Here is a 20,025-nt window from a genome sequence, read left to right on the forward strand (position 1 = left end):
AGGAGAGGGAAAGGAGCTCGAAAAGCGGAGCCAATCAGGCTGTCCATGCCTCAACCAGTCGTGCAGGTTCAAGCCGAACAATTTGCCGCCCAAGGCGCTGTTCGTAGCCTTGTTGCCCAGAGTTTCCCTAAGGACACGGACGCTATTGAAATCTCTAGCGTGCAGTTTGGCCGGTCATCAAGCAAATTGGGGAAACGCCAGTTTCACTTGTTCAGCGGGTGCAACTGCAGCAGGCCTCGAGCTCATACTCCTCGCTTCGCACCCGAGCGGGTCTGCCCCATGCCCTTCCGCTTCCGCCGCAGCGCCCGCCTCGGCCCGCTGCGCTTCAACTTCGCCAGCAGCGGCCTCAGCTCCATCTCGGTGGGTGGCCGCGGGGCGTCCTTCAACATCCCGGTGGCCCGCGCCGGCGGCCCTCGCAGCACCGTGGGGCTGCCGGGATCCGGTCTGAGCTGGAGCGTCGAGCACGGCCCCGCCGCGGGCCTGCCCAACAGCCGCCGCCTGCGGCCCGGCCAGCTGGATGCCTTCCAGCAGGAGTGCCTGGGCCTGTTGCAAAAGAAGCTGTTCGCTGCCGGTTCCCAGGGCCAGCTGCTGTGGGACCTGAATCTGATCACCCGCCTGCTGGCCGATCCCGCCATCGGCGTTCGCACCCAGGGGCTGCTGGCCGTGATCGAAACCCCGGAAGCGCTGCAGGCCTACCTGCTCCGCGCCCGCAGCCAGGACGACGTGAAACGCCGGGCCCATCGCTGCGTGGAGGCGGTGCAGGAAGTGCTGCGGCTGGCGAAGGCCCGGGGCTGGCTCAGGGCGTAGGTCGCCAGGGTGCTCCTCCAGGCGTGTGATCCTGCTGTTGCGCCGCATGCGGCGGCATTTACAGAGACTTATGGCTCGGCCATAATTATTTCCCTTCCATAAACCTCCATAGCCTTGGCCGCCGTCTTCCGCCGTCCCCGGCTGGCCGCTGAGTTGGCCGGCCGTCTGCTCCATCCCGGCGTCCTTGACGAGGGCCTGCGGTCGGGGCTGTTCCTGTCGGGGCTGCGTCGTACGGGCAAAACCACCTTCCTCCTGACGGATCTTGTGCCCGAACTGGAGGCCCAGGGGGCGGTGGTGATCTACGTGGACCTATGGAGCGACATCAAGGTCAGCCCGGCGACGCTGGTCTATGCCGCCGTTCGCCGGATGCTGACGGATCTGGTCACGCCAGCTTCGACGCCCCTGGCCCGGTTGGGCCGGCTAAGGGGACTGGATCTCGGTGGGATGGGCTTTCGTTTCGGGTTCCAGTTGGAGCTGCTGGGGGAAACCGGTGGGGCAACCCTGGCTCAGGCCCTCACAGAGGTGGTCGATCAGGCCAGGGGCGATGTGGTGCTGATCGTGGATGAGGTCCAACAGGCCATCACCACCGAGGAGGGCCATCAACTGTTGCTGGCCCTCAAAGCCGCCCGGGACGCCATCAACCCCAGACCAGGCACGCCGGGGCACTTTCTGTTTCTCGGCACCGGCTCCCACAGGGCCCTGGTGGGTGAACTGACGGCCCGGCGCAATCAGGCCTTCACCGGGGCCACGTCGCTGCCCTACCCCTTGCTGGATCTGGAGTACGTGCGCCATGTGCTGCAGCGTCTCGCCCAGGAGGATGGGGCGTCGCTGCCGTCGGAGCCGGTGGCCTGGGACGCGTTTCAGACCCTGGGCCATCGACCTGAGGAGTTTCTGCGGGCCCTGGCTCAACTCAGGTTCAGCAGCCGCAGTGGCGCGGGGCTGGAGCCGGATCAGCTGTTGCCCGTGATTGCCGCCACCCTGCGCGGCACGGCCGCTGACCTGGAGCTCCAGAAGGTGGAACAACTGGGCGGGCTGGCCATGGCGATCTTCGAGCGGGTGGCCCGGGAGGAGGGCCCTGCCAAGGGCCTGTTCTCAGCGGAGGCCGCGTCGGCCTATGCCGCTGCGATCGGCCGGGAGGTACGGGTGGAGGAGATTCAGCCGGTGGTCAACGAACTTCTTGCCGACAACCTGCTGATGCGGCTGGGCCACGGCCTGTACGGCGTCGCCGATCCGCTGGTGCAGGAGATCTGGCGGGAACGGCGGCGCTGATGGCAGGACATCGATCTCAGGGTTCCGTCTGGATCGTGACGTCCAGATCGGCGTCTCGGTTTGAGAAATGTGAATGGATCTGTGGCCTTCCCTCCATCTCCGGTGCTGTGCTGGTGGTCGCGTCACTGATCCGATGACCAACAGCGAGCAAGGGGAGCTGAGCCTCCTCCTGCCAGATCCTGAAGCGATGCCGGTGGCGTCCGATCCAGCCCAAGCCGCGCTGGCCTGCAAGGGCATTCGCTCCACCAGCGATTTCCCCGCCGATCTCAGCGCCCTGAGCCGTGAGCAGATCGAGCACCACTACCAGGCGATGCGCAACAGCCACGCCTCGCTCACCCGTTCGAGGGCCCAGCTGCAACGCCGCTCCAGGGAGCTCACGGTGGCTCGCGAGCGTTTTCTGGAGACCCTGCGCAGCTACGAGGGCCGATTGATGGCCCTGGGCCAGGAGAAGGCGGAGGCCCTCCGCATCGCCCAGGACATGCACCGGGAGCTGGAGGCCTTCGAAGACAAACAACAGGCCCTCGATGGGCTGCTGCAAGAACTCGATGCCGCCAAGGAGGAGTCCGGCTACTGGAGCATCTTCAGCATCACACGGCTGATCGAGCGCATGCGCCGGCTGCTGCGCGGAGGGAGTGAGGGCTGATGGGGGAACTGAGCGATCGCTTCGGCGAGCTGATGGCGCGCATGGCCAAGGGCGACGCCGATCTGTTCCGCACCGTGGGCCAACAGAACGCCGCGATTCGCCAGCTGGTGGAGGAAATGGCACCGGCGGAGGCCATCGCTGCATTGAGTGAGTCCCCCCAGCCCTTGCTGCCGAAGGACCAATGCCATCCGGCAGCGCTCAAGGCCCGCTTCCGCACGGCCGCAGCGGCCCATGCCCATCTGGAGGCCGCCCTGGGCCCAGCGCCCACCAAGAAGAAAACCTGGGACCATCTGAGCTCCGTGTTCGCCAATGGCGCCTGGCCCGTCCCTGCACGCTCGCTGGCACGATCGGGAGGTGGCCACGTTGGCATCAGTGAGGAAGCTCTTGGCCAACTGGAAGCGCGGCTGATGCGGCGTATCGATCAGCTGGAAGAACGCGTGATTGGTTTGATCGAAACGCTGCTGTCAGATAAGCCCTGATGACAGCGCAGACAGAGCCCAGTTCTCAACCACCACGACCAAGGCGAGCGATCGGGCAGATCAGGATCTGCCGAACAAGCTGAGACGGGAGACCGTTCTTCCTGGCCGAAAGGCTCACCCCCCCAGCACCCCCCGCAGAAACCGATCACTCCAAGCCACCGCCGTCGCCCAGTTCTCCGCCTCGCTGAGCCCCGAACTCCGCGTGGGCTTGAAGCTGTGGTCCCCACTGGGGATCCAGCCCAGCTGCACCGCCGCCGAGAGGCTGTAGCCCTCCACCTCCTCCCGCCGCCCGAACGTGTCCCGCTCCCCCTGCAGGATCAGGGTGGGTGTGCGCAGGGCGGCCAGGTGCTCGGTGCGCAGCTGCAGCGGCTTGCCGGGCGGATGGAAGGGATAGCCCAGGCACAGGCAGCCGCGCACCCCATCGCTGGCGGCCAGCTCATCCACCAGCAGGCTGGCCACCCGCCCGCCCATCGACTTGCCGCCGATGAACAGCGGCCGCTGCGGGCTCTCGCTCGTCTCCTGCCGCACCTGCTGGCGGAACGCCTCCTGCAGCACCGGCATCCGCTCGGGCCCCTGGCGGCGGCCCGTTTCCCGCATCCGGGCCATGTAGCCGAACTCGAAGCGCACCACCCGCCAGCCCGCCGCGGCCAGTCCACAGGCGATCGCCGCCATGAACGGGCTGTCCATCGGCGCCCCGGCCCCATGGGCCAGCAGCACCGTGGCCGGGGCGTCGTCGGCGCCGTCGATCAGGCGGGGGGAGGAACTGGTGCCCATACAGTCAGACCATGACACGCCGGATCGGCATGGGCCGAGCCGAAGCCGTCGCCACCGGCTGGCTCTCCGATTCGGGCATCGGTTGTGAGCTCGGCGGGCCGCCGCTGCCTGTCGTCTACAGGCTCAAAGGGCCCAAGGCGCCGGCCGGCATCGTCGGCACGGCCCAGTTCGAACGGGGTACGTTGCGGGTCTTCGCCTTCTCGGCCGGGGTGCGGACGACGTTCGGCGTCGCCGGACTCACCGCCACCTCGGTCTACGACGAGACCATCGCCGGGCGGTTCGTCACGGTGAACCGGGGCGGCCAGCAGGTGCTCGGTGCCTTTGCCAATTCGAGCGCGATCGCCACGCTCGCGGTGCCCTACGTGCCCGTCTGCGAATAGGGGCGTACCAGGCGGTTCAGACGCAGCTCGCTCACCGAGGCGATGGCATCGAAATCGGCATCGAAGCTCACCAGCACGGCGTCATGGTGCAGCGCCACGGCGGCCACGAGCAGATCAAGGCTCAGCACCGTGCGGCCAATCTGGCGGCAGGCCTGGCCCAGGCCGATCGCCTGCTGCCAGAGAGCCACTGGCGTGGGCAGTGAGGGCAGGGTGGCGAACTGCGCCTCCAGCAGCCGGGCCTCTTCTGGTCGGGCTGAACGCAACACCTCAAAGCGCACCGGCTCGGCCAGGTGGGCCTGGGGGTCGAGGACAAAGGGGGCGATGAACTGCTTCAGGTGGCTCGGGCTGCGCGACCGGGTGAAGTCGATCCACAGGCTGGTGTCGAGCAGCAGCGTCATGGATCGATCGTCTGCGCCTGGCGGCGATCGCGCTCCTGGTCGGACTCGAAGCTCTCCAGCTCCACGCCCCATTCGCCGCTGAGGAAGCGCTGGGCCACGTCGGAGCGCCGCCGCTGCTGCAGGGCCTCCTCCATCAGCCGGCGGATGGCAGGACCTTTCTTGCGCTCACCGGTGAACGCAAGGATTTCGCCCATCTCTTTGTCTGAGAGCTCGACGGTGACTTTCATGCTTTGAGCGCCCCCGCGTCAGACTCTCGGCCAGCATGGCAGACCTGGCCGGCTGTGGCCCCAGCGGCTGGCTGGCGCACCAGAATCCAAGAGCCTGCCTTCCTGCCATGGGCGCGATCCTGCTCACCGTTCTGACCGTGCTGCTGGGCTATGGCCTGGGCAAGGGCGTGCCCCGCCTGGTGCAGGGCTCAGGCCGCCTGGCGCGCCGCTCCCGCTTCAGCCAGCTGGCCTTCGGCAGCCTGCTGCTGCTGCCCTGGCTGGTGGGTATCGCCCTGGTGGTGCAGATCCCCCTGAACCTCGGGTTGCTGCTGCCGGCGATCGGTTACGCGGCGGGCATGGCCTGGGGCCGCCGCAAGGTGGGGCTGTAGCCCGACCCACCACTCACCGCGGCAACTGCGATTCCAGCTCCCGCAGCCGCCCCTCGAGGGCCTCGATGCGCTCCAGGTAGGTGAGGGCCAGGGCCATCCCGGAGACGTTGAGGCCGAAGTCGTCGCGGAGGCGGGCGGCGCGGCAGGCCAGGCTCAGCGTATGGACGTGGAAGGTCCACACCGGCGCGTGCTGGGCGCAGCGGAAGACCCCGAACTGCACCAGTTCGATCACCTCCTCGTGGCCCAGCCCGGAGGCGGCCAGCAGTTCCTCGAGGGCCACGGTGCACCCTTCGTTGTCGTCGGGAATCAGCAGGTCGTCATCCATCGGTCGTGGGTCCTTCGAGGTGGTGGCGGGGGCTGAAGGAGGAAGCTTCGGCGAGTTCGCGGTAGAGCGCCTGCTCCCGCTCACCGATCCGCTCGGGCAGCATGATCTGAATCACACCGTAGAGATCGCCCGCCCCGTCGCGCCGGTGGGGCAGGCCCTTGCCGGCCAGCCGCAGCTTCTGGCCGCTGCGCATCCCTGGCTTGAGGCTCACCGCCACAGGCCCATCGAGGCTGGGCACGGTGATGTCGGCCCCCAGGGCCGCCTCCCAGGGGGCGATCGGCAGCTCCAGGTAGAGGTCGTGGCCCACGGCCTTGAAGCGGGGATGGGGCGCCAGCCGCACCTCCAGATAGAGATCGCCGGGGGCACCGCCGGCGATGCCGTCGCCCCCCTTGCCCGGCACCCGCAGCCGCTCCCCTTCCACCACGCCGCGGGGGACCCGGATGCGGCCGCTGCGGGTCTGCGTCTCGACCCGGCCATCGGCCCGCAGGGCGGGGACGCTGAGCGAGAACGACACCTCGGTGCCGCGGGCCGCCTGCTCCAGGCTGAGTTCGGTGGCCACCTCCACGTCCTGGCCGCGGATCGGGAAATCGGCCGCCTGGCGCCTGGATCCGCCGCCGGTGGCAAAACCCATCCGCTCGAACAGATCGGCCAGGTCGACCTCCTGCTGGCCGCCGCCGCGTGAGAAGCGGGTCTCCCATTCCGGGGAGGGGTGGAACTCCTCGCCCGGGCCGTGGCGGCCGAGGTCGTCATAGGCCTGGCGCTTTTCCTGATCAGAAAGGGTCTGATAGGCCTCGCTGATCTCCTTGAATCGCTCCTCGGCCCCCTCCTGTTTGGCGACGTCGGGGTGATACTGGCGCGCCAGTTTTCGGTAGGCCTTTTTGATCTCCTCGCCCGTGGCGTCGCGCTCAACTCCCAGGCTGGCGTAGTAGTCCTTGAACTTCATCCCAGCATCCCCGCCCGGCTCCCGAGATCCGCGGCCATCCTCCTATGCCCCTGCTGATCGCCCTGGCGGCGGTGGCCTTTCTCTATGCCTCGGTGGGCCACGCCGGTGCCTCCGGCTACATCGCCGTGCTGGCCCTGGCGGGTCTGCCGGCCCCGGAGATCCGCGCGATCGCCCTGGTGCTCAACGTGCTGGTGGCGAGCGTCGGCACGCTGCAGTTCGTCTCCGCCGGCCACTTCCGCCGGGATGTCTTTGTGCCGCTGGCCCTGGTGTCGGTGCCCGCGGCCCTGGTCGGCGGCACCATCACCCTGCCGGCCGTTCTGCTGCGCCAGCTGATCGGGGTGGTGTTGCTGTTCTCCGCCTGGCGGCTGGCCGCCCATAGGACGCCGAGCGATCCGGAGGCGATGCGCGTGCCGCGCCGCCGGGTCGTGGCCCTCACCGGCGCCACCCTGGGGCTGCTGGCCGGGCTCACCGGCACCGGGGGCGGTATCTTCCTGACCCCCTGGATGATCCTTCGCTCCTGGCTGCTGCCGAAACAGGCCGCCGCCGTCTCGGTGGCCTTCATCCTGGTCAACTCGATCGCCGGCCTGGCCGGCCTGGTGCTGCGCCAAGGCCTCACCGCCCTGCCGGATCCTGGGGCTCTCGCACCGCTGCTGGTGGTGGTGCTGATCGGCGGCACCTTGGGGGCCTACGGGGGCAGCCGGCGCTTCCCGTCGCCCTGGATCCGCCGGCTGCTGGCGGTGGTGCTGCTGATCGCCGCCTGGAAACTGCTCAGCGTCGGCGCCTGAAGCGGCTGCCCTGGTGCAGCCAGCTCGGCCTGCCAGGGGTGCCTCAGCCGGCCTCCGCCACGCGCTGCAGCCGCTGCACGGCATCGGCGACGGGCCGCAACGAGACGTTCTCCACCGACAGCGCCTGGGCGGCCCCGAAAGGGTTATCGAGATCAGTGATCAGCAGCAGCAGCTTGATCAGCAGGAAGCAGATCACGCCGATGAAAAAGAGGGATTCGGCGAAGGGCTCAATCCGGGAAAACACAAGCCCGATGGTGAGAACCCCAGTTCCGATGTAGGCCATCCCATAGACAGAGGGCACGAACGTGGTGCTGCGAATCACGTCGATGCGCTGCACCCCTCGGCGGATCTGGGCCAGCTCGAGCAGCAGGCGGGCCTGCAGCGGTGCCGGATACAGGCAGCCGAGCTGCTCAATCGCTAACTGCAGTTCGTTGAGCCGCTCCAGCAGCGCCAGGGTCGGCCCGGCCTCCTGCATCCAGGCCAGGAGGGCTCCGCTGAAACCCGCCAGCAGCGCCAGGCTCCCCTTCACCTCGGCATCCGGCTGCAGCAACGGCAGGCCTTTCACCTCCAGGGCGATGCACTCCAGGGCAGCGGCCAGCTCACCGGGGAGCTTCTCCCCTTCCTTGTAATCGGTCAGAACCCCATTGAGCAGGAAGCCCAGCAGAAACACCTCGGAGGCCACCAGGGCCGAGAAGAGGGGATTGGGGGTCAGCACCTCCCAGTGCTGCCGGTGCACCAGAACCCTGCAGGCTTCAATCCCCAGCAGAACCAGGCACACCCGGCCGAAGAACCAGACGCGCCTCAGCTGAGGCATGGCACTGGAGTACATCGACGCGGGGCGAACCGCTGGCAGTCTGGGCGTTCACGCTGGCGGCTGGATCAGCCCTTGATCTTGGCCACCTCTTCGCGGGCCCGCTTGAGCACGTTGCCGGTGAGGGGAACGAAGCCCAGTTCGGCGGCCTGCTGCTGGGGACCTTCCTCCAGTGCCCAGAGCAGGAAGGTGCGCATCGCTTCGGCCTTTTCCTCCCCCTGCCCGCCCTGGTAGGCCAGGATCCAGGTGAAGGCCACGATCGGGAAGCTTTCGGCTCCTGCGGGGTTGCAGTCTTCCCCACCCAGGCGCTCATCGAGGGTGATGTTGTTCAGCGCCGCCGCTCCCGTCTTGGAATCGGCCAGCACGAACTGCCCGTCTTTGTTCTGCACGGCCGCCGGCTTCACGGCGCCCCGCAGGAAGGCCTGGTTCACGTAGCCGAGCGAGCCGGGGGTGTTCTGGATCAGACCGGCCACGCCTTCGTTCCCCCTGGCGCCCAGCCCCACAGGCCACTGCACCGCCTTACCAACGCCCACCCTCTTCTTCCATTCCGGCGAGAAGCAGGCGAGGGAATTGGTGAAGTTGAAGGTGGTGCCGGAGCCATCGGAGCGGTGCGCCACCGTGATCTTCTTGGACGGACAGCCCAGGGCGCTCCAGTTGGTGATCTTGCCGAGGAAGATGTCGGCCAGCTGGGTCTGGGTCAGCTTGAGATCGGGGCAGTCGGGATTGTTGTAGGCCGGGCTGATCGTGCCGCCCAGCATCGGGATCTGCACGGCGCCTCTCTGGCCGGCCATGCCCTCTTTGAAATTCGCGTCGCTGAGCTGTTCGTCGGTGGCGCCGAAATCAACCGAGCCGGCCAGGAACGAGCGCACGCCCTGCCCGGAACCCACCGACTGGTAGTTCACCAGGTAGCCCTTGTCGGCCTTGTAGTCGGCCGCCCAGCGTTGGTAGGCCGGAGCGGGGAAGGAGGCTCCGGCGCCGTTGAGCGACGGCAGCCGGCGACCACCGCCGCAGGCGCTGATGCTGAGCGTCAGGGCGACCAGCCCAACCGGCAGGGACGCTCGACGCAGATGGGCAATGGTCAGCTGGGGGGGAAGGGACAAGGGATTCACAACCTCTATATGGGTTCATCTAACCCGACGTTGAGGGGGCTTTTGGTTAAGACATGGCGCAGAGGTGCCGAAAGCGACAGCGAGATGGCCTGAGGTGCCCCTGCTAAGGCGTCACGTCCTCGTCCTCCTCGTCCTGCTCACGCGGCAGGGGCGGCAGGGGCGGGGGCGGCAGCGGCAGCACCTCCAGCTCGGGGGGATTGGGTGGGGTGTCCGGTCCGATCAGGTCCACGGCGGTGCGTTGCACCACCAGCCGGAAGCGCAAGGGAGCCTGGCTTGTGTTGATGAACTCCTGCACGCTGGCCACCTGCCAGGCCGTGGGCAGGGCCGGATCGGTCACCCGCACCCGGGCCCGGATCAGCGGCGGGTTCTGCTGCCAGTTGATGGAAATGCCCACCAGATCGATGGCGGGATCGCCACCGAGGGTGATCGTGCTGCTGCGCAGCCGTTGCTCGATCACCGACTCCAGCTTCTGGGCCTGGGTTTCCCGCTGGGATCGGCTCACCAGGGCGAAGAAACTGCTGCCCAGGGGGATCACCAGCAAGGCGGTGAGGGCCACGCTGGTGAGGCCCAGCCGGCTGCGGAACAGCCGGCGGCGGTACACCTTCTCAAGAATCCCCAGGGCCGCCATCGCCCCCACCATGATCCCCAGCAGGTTGGTGGCGAACAGCAGCAGCGCTCCGTAGGCCTGCGCCCAGAACGAGGAGGCCAGCAGGATCCCCACCACGCACATCGGCGGCACCAGGGCCACGGCGATGGCCAGACCGGCCAGGGCCGAGATGGCCTCCTTGCGCAGCTTGGCGTACATCGCCACGGCTCCGGCCACCAGCGCCACCCCCAGATCCAGCAGGTTGGGACTGGTGCGGTTCATCACCTCGCTGCCGAAGCTGGAGAAGGCCACCAGATGGCCCACCGCCATCGCCAGCAGCACGCAGATCGCCACCCCCAGCATCAAGGTGCGCAGAGCCCGCAGGAACATCGGCAGCCGCCCCCGCAGGATCTCGAAGGCCATCGCCTGCAGCGGCATGATCCAGGGGGCCACCACCATGGCGCCGATCACCACCCCAGGGCTGTTGGCCAGCAGGCCCAGGGTGGCGATCAAGGTGGCCCCCACGGTGAGCACCACGAACACCTGGTTGAACGTGGCGTCGTGCTCGAACTCATGCCTCAGCGCGACAAGCCGTCCCTCTTCGGAGATGGTGGTGGGGGAGTTCATGGCCGGAGTGCTGGTAACAGGTCACTCAGCCTGCTGCTTCTCGGGGATACCTTCAAGACTCTGCCCAGCCCATCACCGTCTCCATGGCACGGCTGAATCCTGCGGTGGCGAGCTTGGTGCTGGCGGCCCTCGTACCCCTCGCCGCCCGGGCGGAGACCTGGTCGTACCAGCGGCTGGTGGACGCCTTCGAGCAGCGGGGCTTCCGTGTGCTGGGCAGCCACCCCCGGTGCGTCGAGCGCGGTCTGTACGGGCTCTACCTGCGTGAGAGCCGGCGGATCGTCGTCTGCCCCCGTGGCAACCTCAACGACACGCTGCTGCATGAGGGGTGGCACGCGGTGCAGTCGCGGTGTCTGCGGGGGACGCCGCTGCTGGGCGCGGACGAATTGCGCCGGGGCCTGAGCCGCCGCGACCAGCAAGACCTGGCCCGGCTCTACGGCGGTGAACGCTGGCAGCGGGAGGCCGAGGCCCGGGTCATGGCCCGCCGGGACCCGGTGTCCTACTTCCGCGTTGTGGACGAGCTTTGCGTTTCACCAACTGCCCCACCAATCCCCGCGCCGCCCGTGAGCGCGCCTCAGGGCCAGGGACTGAAACGCACCGGCTCATAGCGGGCGATCGACACACTCCAGCCCCGGATCGCCAGGGCGTCCAGCTCGGCATGGAAGTCGGCGGTCCTTCCTCCGCCGACCCAGCGGGCCTTGAGACGGGGCAACTGCTCCTGCAGCGCCTCCAGGGGCAGCTCCACCAGCAGCAGGCTGGGTTCCCCGGCGGCCCGTCGCAGGGCGCCGGCCTCGCTGCGCTGCCAGAGGCGTAGCAGCAGTTCCAGCACCAGGGTGCGGCCGTCGTCGCCTGGATCCGTCGCTTCAGCCGCCGCTGGGGGCACCGACTTGCCATTCAACGGCAGGGCTCGCGTCCCCTCCTGTTCCAGCAAGGCCAGCGCCAACAGATAGGGAGCATCCGCCATGACCATCGCCTGCAAAGAGTCCCCAGCCTGCAGGATCGGCAGGGGGCCTGCGCCGGTGCTTGAGGAGGCTTCGGGGTGACGTGACCCGACAACCTCCGGCGATCTGGTGCAAAAATGGCGCAACTTACCGATGGTTATGACTCAGGCCAACGTCACCGTGGTGGTCGTCCCACGCGAACGCTTCAGCTACGCCCTTGCATCGCTCGATTCCATTTTTCGGAACACCGATGAGCCTTTCGAGCTGATTTACATTGATGGGAACTCTCCGCCAGATATTGCCAGCGCGCTTCAGGAGCAATCCGTAGCAAAGAACTTTCAGCTGATTCGCTCCGACCACTATCTCTCGCCCAATGCCGCCCGCAACCTTGCACTTCCCTTCATCAAAACAGAATATCTGGTCTTCGTTGATAATGATGTGATCGCCAGCCGGGGCTGGCTTCAGGCTCTGGTCGCCTGCGCGCAACAACATGGCTGCACCGCCGTCTGCCCCCTCACGTTTGAAGACGAAGCCTTCAGCGTTGTTCATCATGCCGGCGGCGAGCTCCTCTGGAGGTCCATGGGCCAGGGCCGTCGCTGGCTGACCGAGCGGCGGCCTTGGAACCATCTGCCCCTGGTCAAGGTGAACAAGCCCCTGGTGGCTGGACCCACCGAATTAAACGAATTCCATTGTGTCCTGGTTCGGAAAGACTTCTTCGCCCATAACGGACCCCTCGACGAAAAGCTGCTGAGCATGGCAGAAGAGACAGATTTCTCAATTTCCGTCTCCAGTAACGGCGGCTCCATGTTTTTCGAACCTGCCAGCAAGGTGAGTTACATCCCCCCTTCCCCCGAGCAGCTGCTCCCCTCCGATATGCCGTTCTTCTCTCTGCGTTGGTCCACCGAGTGGGTGAGAAGAAGCGTTGAGTACATGGTGGATAAACACAACCTGGACCCCACGTCGCCCGTGGTCAAGCACTGGCCGCGATTTGTGTTCCAGCACCGCTATTCCTGTTCCACGGGATCAAAGAAAATGCCGGCGCTCAACCTTCTGTTCGGCGACTACAGCACAACCCTTGACATGCGGGAGAAATTTGATCATCTCCGCCGTCAGCTTTCCCCAGATCTGGTCCGCGATCGCTGAACTCTCCCTCGGCCTCCTGTCGACAACGGCCTGGCGAGTGGCGAGCATGGCGGTTCGTGGGCTCGCCCTACGCCACCCGAGCCGGATCCATGGACAGCTTCGACGGCAAGATCATTGTGGGCAGCGAGGAGTGGTGCAGCTTCCCGGACGCCGGGCTGCCGGCGATCAAGGCGCGGGTCGATTCCGGTGCGGCCACCTCCGCCCTCCATGCCACCAACATCGTTCCCTTCGACCGCGATGGGAAGCCCTGGGTGAGCTTCGAGGTGCACCCGCTCCAGGGCGATCGGGTCGTGGTGGTGCGCCATGAGGCCCCCGTGGTGGCCAAGCGGGAGGTGCGCAACACCAGCGGCGTCCCGGAGAGCCGCTACGTGATCCGGGAGCGCCTGGTGCTGGGGGAGCAGAGCTGGGACGTGGAGCTGACCCTCGCCAACCGGGATGCCATGGGCTACCGGATGCTGCTTGGCCGCCAGGCCATGGTGGGCCGGATCCTGGTGGACCCGGAGGGCAGCCACCACCTGCGCAGCCTCAGCGCCGAGGAGAGCCGGGCCCTCTATTCCCATGTCCGCAAGCGTGACGACGGCCTGCGGATCGTGCTGCTGGCCAGCAACCCTGATCTTTACAGCAACCGCCGCCTGATCGAGGCCGGCGAGGAACGGGGCCATCACATGCAGTTCCTCAACATCCGGCAGTGCTACATCCGCCTGGATCCCCGCAACCCCGAAGTTCACTACCGCGGCGGCGACGTGCTCGGCACGGTGGACGCCGTCATCCCGCGCATCCGCCCCAGCGTCACCTTCTACGGCTGCGCCGTCACGCGGCAGTTCGAATCGATGGGGGTGCCGTCCCTCAACAGCGCCCAGGCGATCACCGTCTCCCGCGACAAGCTCTTCGCCTCCCAGGAGTTCGTCCGCGCCGGGCTCAACACCCCCGTCACCGGATTCGCCGATTCCCCCCTCGACACCGTGGACCTGATCCGCATGGTGGGCGGCGCCCCCCTGATCGTGAAGCTGCTGGAGGGGGCCCAGGGCAAGGGCGTCGTGCTGGCTGAAACCCAGAAGGCGGCGGAAAGTGTCATCAATGCGCTCCAGAGTCTCGACGCCAACCTGCTGGTGCAGGAGTTCATCAAGGAGGCCGGGGGCACGGATCTGCGCTGCTTCGTGGTCGGCGGCAAGGTGGTGGCCGCCATCGAACGCCGGGCTGCCGAGGGGGAGTTCCGGGCCAACCTGCACCAGGGGGGAACGGCCCGGATGGTTCAGCTCGATGCCCCCGAAAAGCAGATGGCGATCAAGGCCTGCAAGGCCCTCGGGCTTGATGTGGCCGGCGTCGACATCCTCCGCTCCCACCGCGGGCCCCTGCTGCTGGAGGTGAACTCCAGCCCCGGGCTTGAGGGGATCGAAGCGGCCACCGGTCTGGATCTGGCCGGCAAGATGATCCAGAAGCTGGAGCGCAAGCTCGGCTGGGGCCGTCCGGCGGCCCAGGAGGCCGCCGTCGACGTGAGGTCGTGATCGAAGCTGCGGGTGCCATTCCCTACCTGGAGCTGCAGGCCGTTGAGGCCTGGCTCGGCCCCCGCCGCGTCTTCGAGGATCTCTCCCTGCGGCTGCACCGCGGCGAGCACACGGTGGTGCTCGGCCCCAACGGCTCGGGCAAGAGCTCGCTGGTGAAGCTGCTCAGCCGTGAGCTCTACCCCGTGGTGAAGCCCGGGTCCTCCCTGCGGATCTTCGGCAGCGAAACGGTGAATCTCTGGCAGCTTCGCGGCCGCATCGGCCTGGTGTCCCAGGACCTGAACGCCGCCTACGTCGGCCGTGTTCCCGCCGAGGACGTGGTGCTCTCGGGCTTCTTCGGTTCCGTGGGCATCGGCCGCAGCCAGGTGGCCAGCACGGCCCAGCGGGAGCGCGTGGTGGCGCTGATGGAGCAGCTGGGGCTGGCCGATCTGGCGGAGCGCCCCTACGGCCAGCTCTCCGAGGGCCAGCGGCGGCGCCTGCTCCTGGCCCGGGCCCTGGTGCATGGCCCCGAAGTGCTGGTGCTGGATGAACCCACCAACGGCCTCGACCTGAAGGCCAGACACCAGCTGCTGGCGATCCTGCGCGATCTGGCCCGCGCCGGCACCACCCTGCTGCTGGTGACCCACCAGATCGAGGCGATCCTGCCCGAGATCCGCCGTTGCGTGCTGCTGCGTGAGGGGAAAGTGGTGGGCGACGGCCCCAGCGACGCCTTGCTGCAGGACGCCCCCCTCAGCGCCCTGTTCGCCACCCCGCTGCGGGTGTGCGAGGCGAACGGCTATCGCCAGGTGCTGCCGGCGGCTTGAGCCGTCATCATTCGGACATGTGCCGTGGCTTCCGGGTGCCCCGTCCGATCCGTCTGCTGCTGGCCTTCCTGATCGCCTGTCTGCTGCCGCTGATGGGTCTCTCCACGGCGGCGCTCTGGGCTGCGCCGGCGGCCGCTCCCCCCGCCTCCGCCACGGGCCGGCCGTCCTATGTGCCCCTGGAGAGCCAGCCGTTCCACGGCCAGCTGCTGGAACTGCAGCAGCAATGGATCGATGCTCCCCTCAACCAGGTGGTGGGGGACAGTCCGCGGGCGACCCTGCTCAACTTCTATGTGGTGATGGCCCAGGTGAACCGCGACATCACGCGGATTGAAGCCAAGGCCATGGCGACACCCGGGCTGTTCTGGTCGAGCGCGGTGCAGAGCGAACTGGAGCTCATCACCAGCTATTTCGATGAGGCGGTGAAAGCCCTGGATGTGTCGGAGATCCCCCAGAGCATCCGGGCGGATTTCGCCGATGAGTATGCCCTCAAGCTCAAGGTGATTCTCGATTACGTCTTCACCCACAGCCGCAAGCCTTTCGAGATTCCTGATGCGGCCGGGATGAAGGCCTTGAACGAGGGGCGGGTGAATCCGAGTGCCAGCTGGACCATCCCTGGCACCTCCATCACCCTGACGGATGTGGGGACGGAAGGAGGGCGCGATCGCGGCTTTCTGTTCTCTGCCTACACAGTGGCCCAGATCCCCAGCCTCTATGAGGAGATCAAGGATCAGCTGAGGCCATCCGACAGCCGCTCCACGTTGCTGACGCCGGCGATCTACGACGCCTTCAGCCTCAGGCCCGGCTACCTCCTGCCGCCCAAGTGGTACCTGATGCTGCCCCGGGGCTTCCGGCAACAGGTGCTGGAAGCCCATCTCTGGGACCAGACCCTGTTCCAGATCGTGGTGGGGCTGGTGGTGATAGCGGCCTTCGCCTTGGTTCAGTTCCGGCTGGTGCTGGCCCTTCTGGCCACCTATCGGATGACCAAAAAGGCCGCCAGGCAGCAGCTCACACCCCTGGAGGTCTGGAAACTCGACAACATCGCCTGGCACCGGGTGCTGCTGGCGGTGGTGGCCCTGCCCATCACCCGGCTGGTGGAACTGCTGCTGGACCACTACGTCAACGTCACCGGCCTGCCCCTGCAGGTGCTGATGTACCTGCTCTACACGCTCTATTTCTGCTGGGCGGGATTATTCAGCTTCTTCCTGATGGAGGCCCTCGGCCGCAGCCTGGCGGAATGGGTCACGATCCTGCGGGGCCGCCGCAATGCCCTGCAATTGAGCCGTGTCAGCAATCTGGTGATGCCCGTGTGTCGGGTGCTGGGGGCCATCATCGGCATCTCCCTGATGTACCGGCTGCTGATCCTGCTGGGCCTGCCAGGCTCCACCGTGCTGGCCTTCTCCGCCGTGCCCGGCCTGGCCATCGGCCTCGGGGCTTCCAAGCTGCTGGGCAACCTGTTCGCCGGTCTGTCGATCCAGACCGACCGTCCGCTGCGGGTGGGGGAGTTCTGCCGCATCGGCAGCAATCTGGGCTATGTCACCAAGATCGGCCTGCGCTCCCTGGAGCTGCAGACCCATGAAAGTCGCGTCACGATCCCCAATTCGGTCGTCGATGAGGAGACGATCGTCAACTATTCCCTGCGCTCGGATCAGGCGCATGATGCGGTGCAGCATGTCTTCGAGCTGCACCTGCCCCTGCCGGCCGAGCTCACCCCCGACCAGCTGGACGACCTGGTGCATTACGGCCGCCTGCACCTCACCGAGCTGCCGGGTCTGTCCGCCGCCCAGGTGTTCCTCGACCAGGCCCCTGGGGATGGGGAGTTGCTGCTGCGCTGTTGCGGCCAGATTCATGCCCCCAGCTGGACCGATTACCTCACCCTGCGGGAAGCGATCCTGCTGCGGTTGCGGCAGCTCCTGGATCAGGTGATCCGCTCCCGCATGGTGATCGGCGTGGCCTACGACACCACCCAGGAGCAACTGCAACGCATCCCGGACCTGATCGCCTCCCTGTTCGAAGCCGAACCCCTGGCCACCTTCCGGGCCTGTCGCCTCCTGGCCATCAGCGACTTCAGCTACGACTTCACCTACGACTACCGCTCCTCCCAGCCCACCTACGCGGCGTTCAAGGATGAGGTGGCCCGCCTCAACCGGGCCCTGCTGGCCCTGTTCGCCGCGGAAGCTATCGAGATCCCCTACCCCACCCAGGCGGAGGTCCAGCGCGATGGCTGAACTGGCGCTCCAGACCCTGGCGGCCTGCGGTCTGGTGATCGGTGCCTATCCCCGCTTTCGCTACGACGCCCGTGGCGGCGGCGGTGTGGGGCGGCTCAGCGAGGGGGACAGCACCGGTTCGCAGCGGCTCCTCTTCGACCCCGATGCTTTGAACATCCCCCCGCTCCACTGGCGCACCACCCGGTTCCTGGGCCTGCCGTTGCCCCCGGGGCTGGTGATCACGATCCACCCCCAACGATTCGACGGCAGCCTCGATGGCGCCACCGGCGCGATGGCGCTGCGGTTCTGCGCCCGCTTCCGTTTCGCCATCGGCTCGCTCTATCGGGCACCGGATCTGATCGTCGACACCATGCTCAGCACTGGCCCTGTGCGGGGTCGCCGCCACCAGGCCATGGGCCAGCCCCTCGATGGCGATGGCCTGGCACAGCTGGTGGGGGTGGCCACCATCGCCCCCAGTGGTGATCCCTTTCTCGACCGGTTCCTGGGCCTGCCCGATGAGGCCCTGGCGCTGCTGCGCTGCCGGTTCGGGCCGCTGGCGCCGGACGCTCGGGACTTACCTTGACCCCCTTGATGCCCGATCCCGCCATGCATCCCCTGCCGTTGCATCTCGGAGCGGGCAGTGATCTGCGAGCCAGCCTCGAGCAGCTGGGGACCCAGGCCGGCGCCTCCGGGTTCGTGCTCGGGGTGGTGGGCGACCTCTCCCAGGCAGCCTTCCAGTGCCCCGGCCAGGCCGAGCCCACCTTGCTTCAGGGGCACCTGGAGATCATCACCCTGCAGGGCACGGTGGCGCCCCAGGGGGTGCACCTGCACCTGAGCCTGTCCGATGGCGAGTGCCAGGTCTGGGGCGGCCACCTCGAGCACGGCAGCCTGGTGCTCAGGGGCGCCGACCTGCTGGTGGGCTTCCTGCCCACGGCCGCAGCCCAGGAGCCAGCTGCCGCGGCGGCCAGCCCCGCCCAACCACGGGTGGAGATCGCCGTGCTCAGCGGCTGCCCCTTTTCGGCCCGGGCCCTGCGCATGCTGCGCACCCTCGGCATCCCCCATCGGGTGCAGCTGGCCGACGACGCGCACGTCCGTCAGCAGGTCGCCGAACGCAGCGGCAGCGGTTCGATGCCCCAGGTGTTCATCGATGGCCAGCCCATCGGCGGCTACGACGCCCTGGCCGATCTGCACGGCCGGGGCGCCCTCGACCATCTGCGCTGAGGGCCCGCCGCCTAGCGGGCCAGCTCCGGAAACTGCGCCTTTAGCTGGGCCACCTTGGGTTGGTCATGGATCACGACGTAGGGGTGGGTCGGGTTGCGGGCGACGAAGTTCTGGTGGTAGGCCTCGGCGGGGGTGAAGCCACGCCACTCCTCCACCGTCGTGGCGATCGGCCGGGGCAGGGCGCCGGAGCGGTTCAGCTGGCTGATGTAGGCCGCAGCCACCCGGCGCTGCTCCGGGTCGGTGGGGAAGATCGCCGAGCGGTACTGGGAGCCCACGTCCGGACCCTGGCGGTTCAGCTCGGTGGGGTCGTGGGCGACGGAGAAGAAGACCTTCAGCAGCTGGCCGTAGCTCACCCGGGCCGGGTCGTAGGTGATGCGGATGCCCTCGGCGTGGCCGGTGTCGCCGCCACTCACCCGCTCGTAGGCGGCGGTGGCCGGATTGCCGCCGGTGTAGCCGTTCACCACCTCGGTGACGCCTTTGACGTGCTCGAACACCGCCTCCATGCCCCAGAAGCAACCCCCGGCCAGCACCGCCGTGGCGCGTGGGCCGGCCGCCAGGGTGAGCCCGGTGTCCGGATCGGGCAGGCTGGCGGCTGCGGCGCTGGAGCCTCCATGGCGGGGCAGAAGGCCCGCCGCGATCAGCGGCAACGCCAGCAGGCCGGCAGCCAACGCCGAGAGGGCGGCGGCTGTGGTGAGGCGTGGCGACAGTCGCATCGGAGGGGAAGCGGGTGCTGCAGGAACTACCGGCCAGGGCCCCCGGCGGATTCCCCCGTAAGGTCAATCCAAGAGATGGAACCTCCATGGCAGCCCGCCTCGCCATCGGCCCGGTGGACGTGAGTCCCGAAGTGCGCGAGTGGGTGGATGGCGAAACCCTGCAGCGTCTGGTGGCCCGCCACCGCCGCGGCGACTGGGGGGTGGTCGATGCCCGCGATGCCCGCGACAACACCATCGCCGCCTATCGCCAGCAGGGCTCCCTGCGCAGCGTCTTCGATCTCGGCCAGGGCCTGCAGGTCTGGATCCTCACCCATGACCTTGGCACCGACCGGCTGCACACGCTGGTGTTGCTGCCGAGTGACGAATAGAGGCTTGAGGCTTGGTTGGGTGCTTTTGCTCCTGCATGATCGGGACCATTCGTCAGTTCTAATCACATTGAGCGGGCCTGACTTGTCAGGTTGCTGATAACAGTCAGGACTCACTACCGTCTGCATTCACAGCTTGATTATCGCCTGCACTGGAGCCTCAACCACACCCATCCCCGGCGTCAGGTCTGGGGAGTCTTGGCTGTTCCCCAGAGCCCCTTATGTCCACGATGGCACCGTCTTCATGATTTCTTCCGTCAGCATGTGTTGCCTCGCCCCTGGACGCGGCGGCGGGATGGCTTAAAAGTGGTCACCAGATTGTTGGGAGCTGAAAAATTGATTGAGCTTCCCCAGCCCAGGCGTCAGTCCCCGTCCAGGCTTCAGGGCCTCCAGCCCCAACGGTCTCAGGTGCGTCCTGCTGAAGCAGGCTCGGCTGGGCTGGGCTGGTCTCCGGCCGACGAGTTGGCTGCCCTTGAGACCGTCTGGGAAAGCCTCTGTCAGGACGCCACCGGTCCAGGCCCTTCTCCACAGCTGCCGAACCTTCCCAGCCCCAGTCTGGTCCGTGGAGCTGTCCAGCGCCCCCTTCGCCAGCGGAATCGCCTCGC

25 protein-coding genes and 1 pseudogene are annotated in these 20,025 nt (G+C 67.5%); 16 read left to right on the top strand and 10 right to left on the bottom strand.

The window, feature by feature from the left end; translation table 11 throughout:
* The first annotated feature begins 279 nt into the window (after positions 1 to 279).
* The 4 genes from KBY95_RS11695 to KBY95_RS11710 all read left to right on the top strand — a co-directional run bounded on the left by KBY95_RS11695 (position 280) and on the right by KBY95_RS11710 (position 3,198).
* Positions 280 to 807, top strand: a complete 528-nt coding sequence (locus KBY95_RS11695; protein WP_254965181.1) for a DUF4236 domain-containing protein — start codon at positions 280 to 282, stop codon at positions 805 to 807.
* Between the two features lie 114 nt (positions 808 to 921).
* Positions 922 to 2,076: an ATP-binding protein gene (locus tag KBY95_RS11700; RefSeq protein WP_254965182.1), complete on the top strand. Its 1,155-nt coding sequence runs from the start codon at positions 922 to 924 to the stop codon at positions 2,074 to 2,076.
* Positions 2,077 to 2,209: 133 nt separating this feature from the next.
* On the top strand, positions 2,210 to 2,719 hold the full coding sequence (locus KBY95_RS11705) for a hypothetical protein (RefSeq protein ID WP_254965183.1): 510 nt from the start codon (positions 2,210 to 2,212) through the stop codon (positions 2,717 to 2,719).
* Positions 2,719 to 3,198, top strand: coding sequence for a hypothetical protein (locus tag KBY95_RS11710; protein WP_254965184.1), 480 nt, complete (start codon positions 2,719 to 2,721; stop codon positions 3,196 to 3,198). The genes KBY95_RS11705 and KBY95_RS11710 overlap by 1 nt, the downstream gene beginning before the upstream one ends.
* A gap of 114 nt (positions 3,199 to 3,312) precedes the next feature.
* Here KBY95_RS11710 and KBY95_RS11715 read toward each other — a convergent pair whose 3' ends face one another.
* Positions 3,313 to 3,972 (bottom strand): alpha/beta family hydrolase, encoded by a 660-nt coding sequence (locus KBY95_RS11715; protein ID WP_254965185.1) that lies wholly within the window; start codon positions 3,970 to 3,972, stop codon positions 3,313 to 3,315.
* A gap of 11 nt (positions 3,973 to 3,983) precedes the next feature.
* Here KBY95_RS11715 and KBY95_RS11720 point away from each other — a divergent pair, with 11 nt between their 5' ends.
* Positions 3,984 to 4,352, top strand: coding sequence for a hypothetical protein (locus KBY95_RS11720; protein WP_254965186.1), 369 nt, complete (start codon positions 3,984 to 3,986; stop codon positions 4,350 to 4,352).
* On the opposite strand, the gene KBY95_RS11725 is transcribed toward KBY95_RS11720, so the two are convergent.
* Together KBY95_RS11725 and KBY95_RS11730 are read right to left on the bottom strand one after the other, a co-directional pair.
* Complete coding sequence (locus KBY95_RS11725; RefSeq protein ID WP_254965187.1) at positions 4,331 to 4,750, bottom strand: PIN domain nuclease; 420 nt, start codon at positions 4,748 to 4,750, stop codon at positions 4,331 to 4,333. The genes KBY95_RS11720 and KBY95_RS11725 overlap by 22 nt on opposite strands.
* Positions 4,747 to 4,977 carry a hypothetical protein gene (locus KBY95_RS11730; protein ID WP_254965188.1) on the bottom strand — a complete coding sequence of 77 codons (231 nt, stop codon included), beginning with the start codon at positions 4,975 to 4,977 and terminating at the stop codon, positions 4,747 to 4,749. Before KBY95_RS11730 ends, KBY95_RS11725 begins: the two co-directional genes overlap by 4 nt.
* A gap of 107 nt (positions 4,978 to 5,084) precedes the next feature.
* On the opposite strand from KBY95_RS11730, the gene KBY95_RS11735 reads away from it, so the two are divergent.
* Positions 5,085 to 5,345 carry a hypothetical protein gene (locus KBY95_RS11735; protein WP_254965190.1) on the top strand — a complete coding sequence of 87 codons (261 nt, stop codon included), beginning with the start codon at positions 5,085 to 5,087 and terminating at the stop codon, positions 5,343 to 5,345.
* 13 nt (positions 5,346 to 5,358) lie between these two features.
* Here the strand turns inward: KBY95_RS11735 and KBY95_RS11740 are convergent, their stop codons facing one another.
* Both KBY95_RS11740 and KBY95_RS11745 read right to left on the bottom strand, forming a co-directional pair.
* Positions 5,359 to 5,670: a chaperone modulator CbpM gene (locus KBY95_RS11740; RefSeq protein ID WP_254965191.1), complete on the bottom strand. Its 312-nt coding sequence runs from the start codon at positions 5,668 to 5,670 to the stop codon at positions 5,359 to 5,361.
* Positions 5,663 to 6,613, bottom strand: coding sequence for a DnaJ C-terminal domain-containing protein (locus tag KBY95_RS11745; protein ID WP_254965194.1), 951 nt, complete (start codon positions 6,611 to 6,613; stop codon positions 5,663 to 5,665). The genes KBY95_RS11740 and KBY95_RS11745 overlap by 8 nt, the downstream gene beginning before the upstream one ends.
* A gap of 44 nt (positions 6,614 to 6,657) precedes the next feature.
* Here KBY95_RS11745 and KBY95_RS11750 point away from each other — a divergent pair, with 44 nt between their 5' ends.
* The gene (locus tag KBY95_RS11750) at positions 6,658 to 7,398 is read left to right on the top strand and encodes a sulfite exporter TauE/SafE family protein (RefSeq protein ID WP_254965195.1); all 741 of its coding nucleotides are present in this window, start codon (positions 6,658 to 6,660) and stop codon (positions 7,396 to 7,398) included.
* A gap of 43 nt (positions 7,399 to 7,441) precedes the next feature.
* Here the strand turns inward: KBY95_RS11750 and KBY95_RS11755 are convergent, their stop codons facing one another.
* The 3 genes from KBY95_RS11755 to KBY95_RS11765 all read right to left on the bottom strand — a co-directional run bounded on the left by KBY95_RS11755 (position 7,442) and on the right by KBY95_RS11765 (position 10,531).
* Complete coding sequence (locus KBY95_RS11755) at positions 7,442 to 8,212, bottom strand: hypothetical protein (protein WP_254965196.1); 771 nt, start codon at positions 8,210 to 8,212, stop codon at positions 7,442 to 7,444.
* A gap of 65 nt (positions 8,213 to 8,277) precedes the next feature.
* Positions 8,278 to 9,309, bottom strand: coding sequence for a phosphate ABC transporter substrate-binding protein PstS (gene pstS / locus KBY95_RS11760; RefSeq protein ID WP_254965197.1), 1,032 nt, complete (start codon positions 9,307 to 9,309; stop codon positions 8,278 to 8,280).
* Between the two features lie 112 nt (positions 9,310 to 9,421).
* The gene (locus KBY95_RS11765; RefSeq protein WP_254965198.1) at positions 9,422 to 10,531 is read right to left on the bottom strand and encodes a DUF389 domain-containing protein; all 1,110 of its coding nucleotides are present in this window, start codon (positions 10,529 to 10,531) and stop codon (positions 9,422 to 9,424) included.
* An 83-nt stretch (positions 10,532 to 10,614) separates the two neighbouring features.
* Here KBY95_RS11765 and KBY95_RS11770 point away from each other — a divergent pair, with 83 nt between their 5' ends.
* Entirely contained in the window at positions 10,615 to 11,136 is a 522-nt protein-coding gene (locus KBY95_RS11770) for a hypothetical protein (RefSeq protein ID WP_254965199.1), read from the top strand.
* Here KBY95_RS11770 and KBY95_RS11775 read toward each other — a convergent pair.
* Entirely contained in the window at positions 11,103 to 11,492 is a 390-nt protein-coding gene (locus KBY95_RS11775; protein ID WP_254965200.1) for a hypothetical protein, read from the bottom strand. The genes KBY95_RS11770 and KBY95_RS11775 overlap by 34 nt on opposite strands.
* 106 nt (positions 11,493 to 11,598) lie before the next feature.
* Between KBY95_RS11775 and KBY95_RS11780 the strand changes: the two genes are divergently transcribed.
* The 7 genes and pseudogenes from KBY95_RS11780 to KBY95_RS11805 all read left to right on the top strand — a co-directional run bounded on the left by KBY95_RS11780 (position 11,599) and on the right by KBY95_RS11805 (position 18,342).
* Positions 11,599 to 12,612: a glycosyltransferase family 2 protein gene (locus KBY95_RS11780; RefSeq protein WP_254965201.1), complete on the top strand. Its 1,014-nt coding sequence runs from the start codon at positions 11,599 to 11,601 to the stop codon at positions 12,610 to 12,612.
* A gap of 89 nt (positions 12,613 to 12,701) precedes the next feature.
* A pseudogene (locus KBY95_RS16505) lies at positions 12,702 to 13,103 on the top strand (ATP-dependent zinc protease); the annotation flags it as partial.
* A gap of 90 nt (positions 13,104 to 13,193) precedes the next feature.
* Positions 13,194 to 14,117, top strand: coding sequence for a 30S ribosomal protein S6--L-glutamate ligase (gene rimK, locus KBY95_RS11785; RefSeq protein WP_396095018.1), 924 nt, complete (start codon positions 13,194 to 13,196; stop codon positions 14,115 to 14,117).
* Entirely contained in the window at positions 14,114 to 14,917 is an 804-nt protein-coding gene (locus KBY95_RS11790; protein WP_254965203.1) for an ABC transporter ATP-binding protein, read from the top strand. Before rimK ends, KBY95_RS11790 begins: the two co-directional genes overlap by 4 nt.
* Before the next feature lie 35 nt (positions 14,918 to 14,952).
* Entirely contained in the window at positions 14,953 to 17,142 is a 2,190-nt protein-coding gene (locus KBY95_RS16415; protein ID WP_254965204.1) for a mechanosensitive ion channel family protein, read from the top strand.
* Complete coding sequence (locus KBY95_RS11800) at positions 17,135 to 17,704, top strand: hypothetical protein (protein WP_254965205.1); 570 nt, start codon at positions 17,135 to 17,137, stop codon at positions 17,702 to 17,704. The genes KBY95_RS16415 and KBY95_RS11800 overlap by 8 nt, the downstream gene beginning before the upstream one ends.
* 23 nt (positions 17,705 to 17,727) lie before the next feature.
* Positions 17,728 to 18,342 (top strand): PCC domain-containing protein, encoded by a 615-nt coding sequence (locus KBY95_RS11805; protein WP_254965318.1) that lies wholly within the window; start codon positions 17,728 to 17,730, stop codon positions 18,340 to 18,342.
* Between the two features lie 11 nt (positions 18,343 to 18,353).
* Here KBY95_RS11805 and msrA read toward each other — a convergent pair whose 3' ends face one another.
* Positions 18,354 to 19,055, bottom strand: coding sequence for a peptide-methionine (S)-S-oxide reductase MsrA (gene msrA, locus KBY95_RS11810; RefSeq protein WP_254965206.1), 702 nt, complete (start codon positions 19,053 to 19,055; stop codon positions 18,354 to 18,356).
* 86 nt (positions 19,056 to 19,141) lie between these two features.
* Between msrA and KBY95_RS11815 the strand changes: the two genes are divergently transcribed.
* Entirely contained in the window at positions 19,142 to 19,423 is a 282-nt protein-coding gene (locus tag KBY95_RS11815; protein WP_254965207.1) for a hypothetical protein, read from the top strand.
* Positions 19,424 to 20,025 lie beyond the last annotated feature (602 nt).

This window comes from Cyanobium sp. Aljojuca 7A6 (genome assembly GCF_024346455.1).
Classification (GTDB): domain Bacteria; phylum Cyanobacteriota; class Cyanobacteriia; order PCC-6307; family Cyanobiaceae; genus Cyanobium.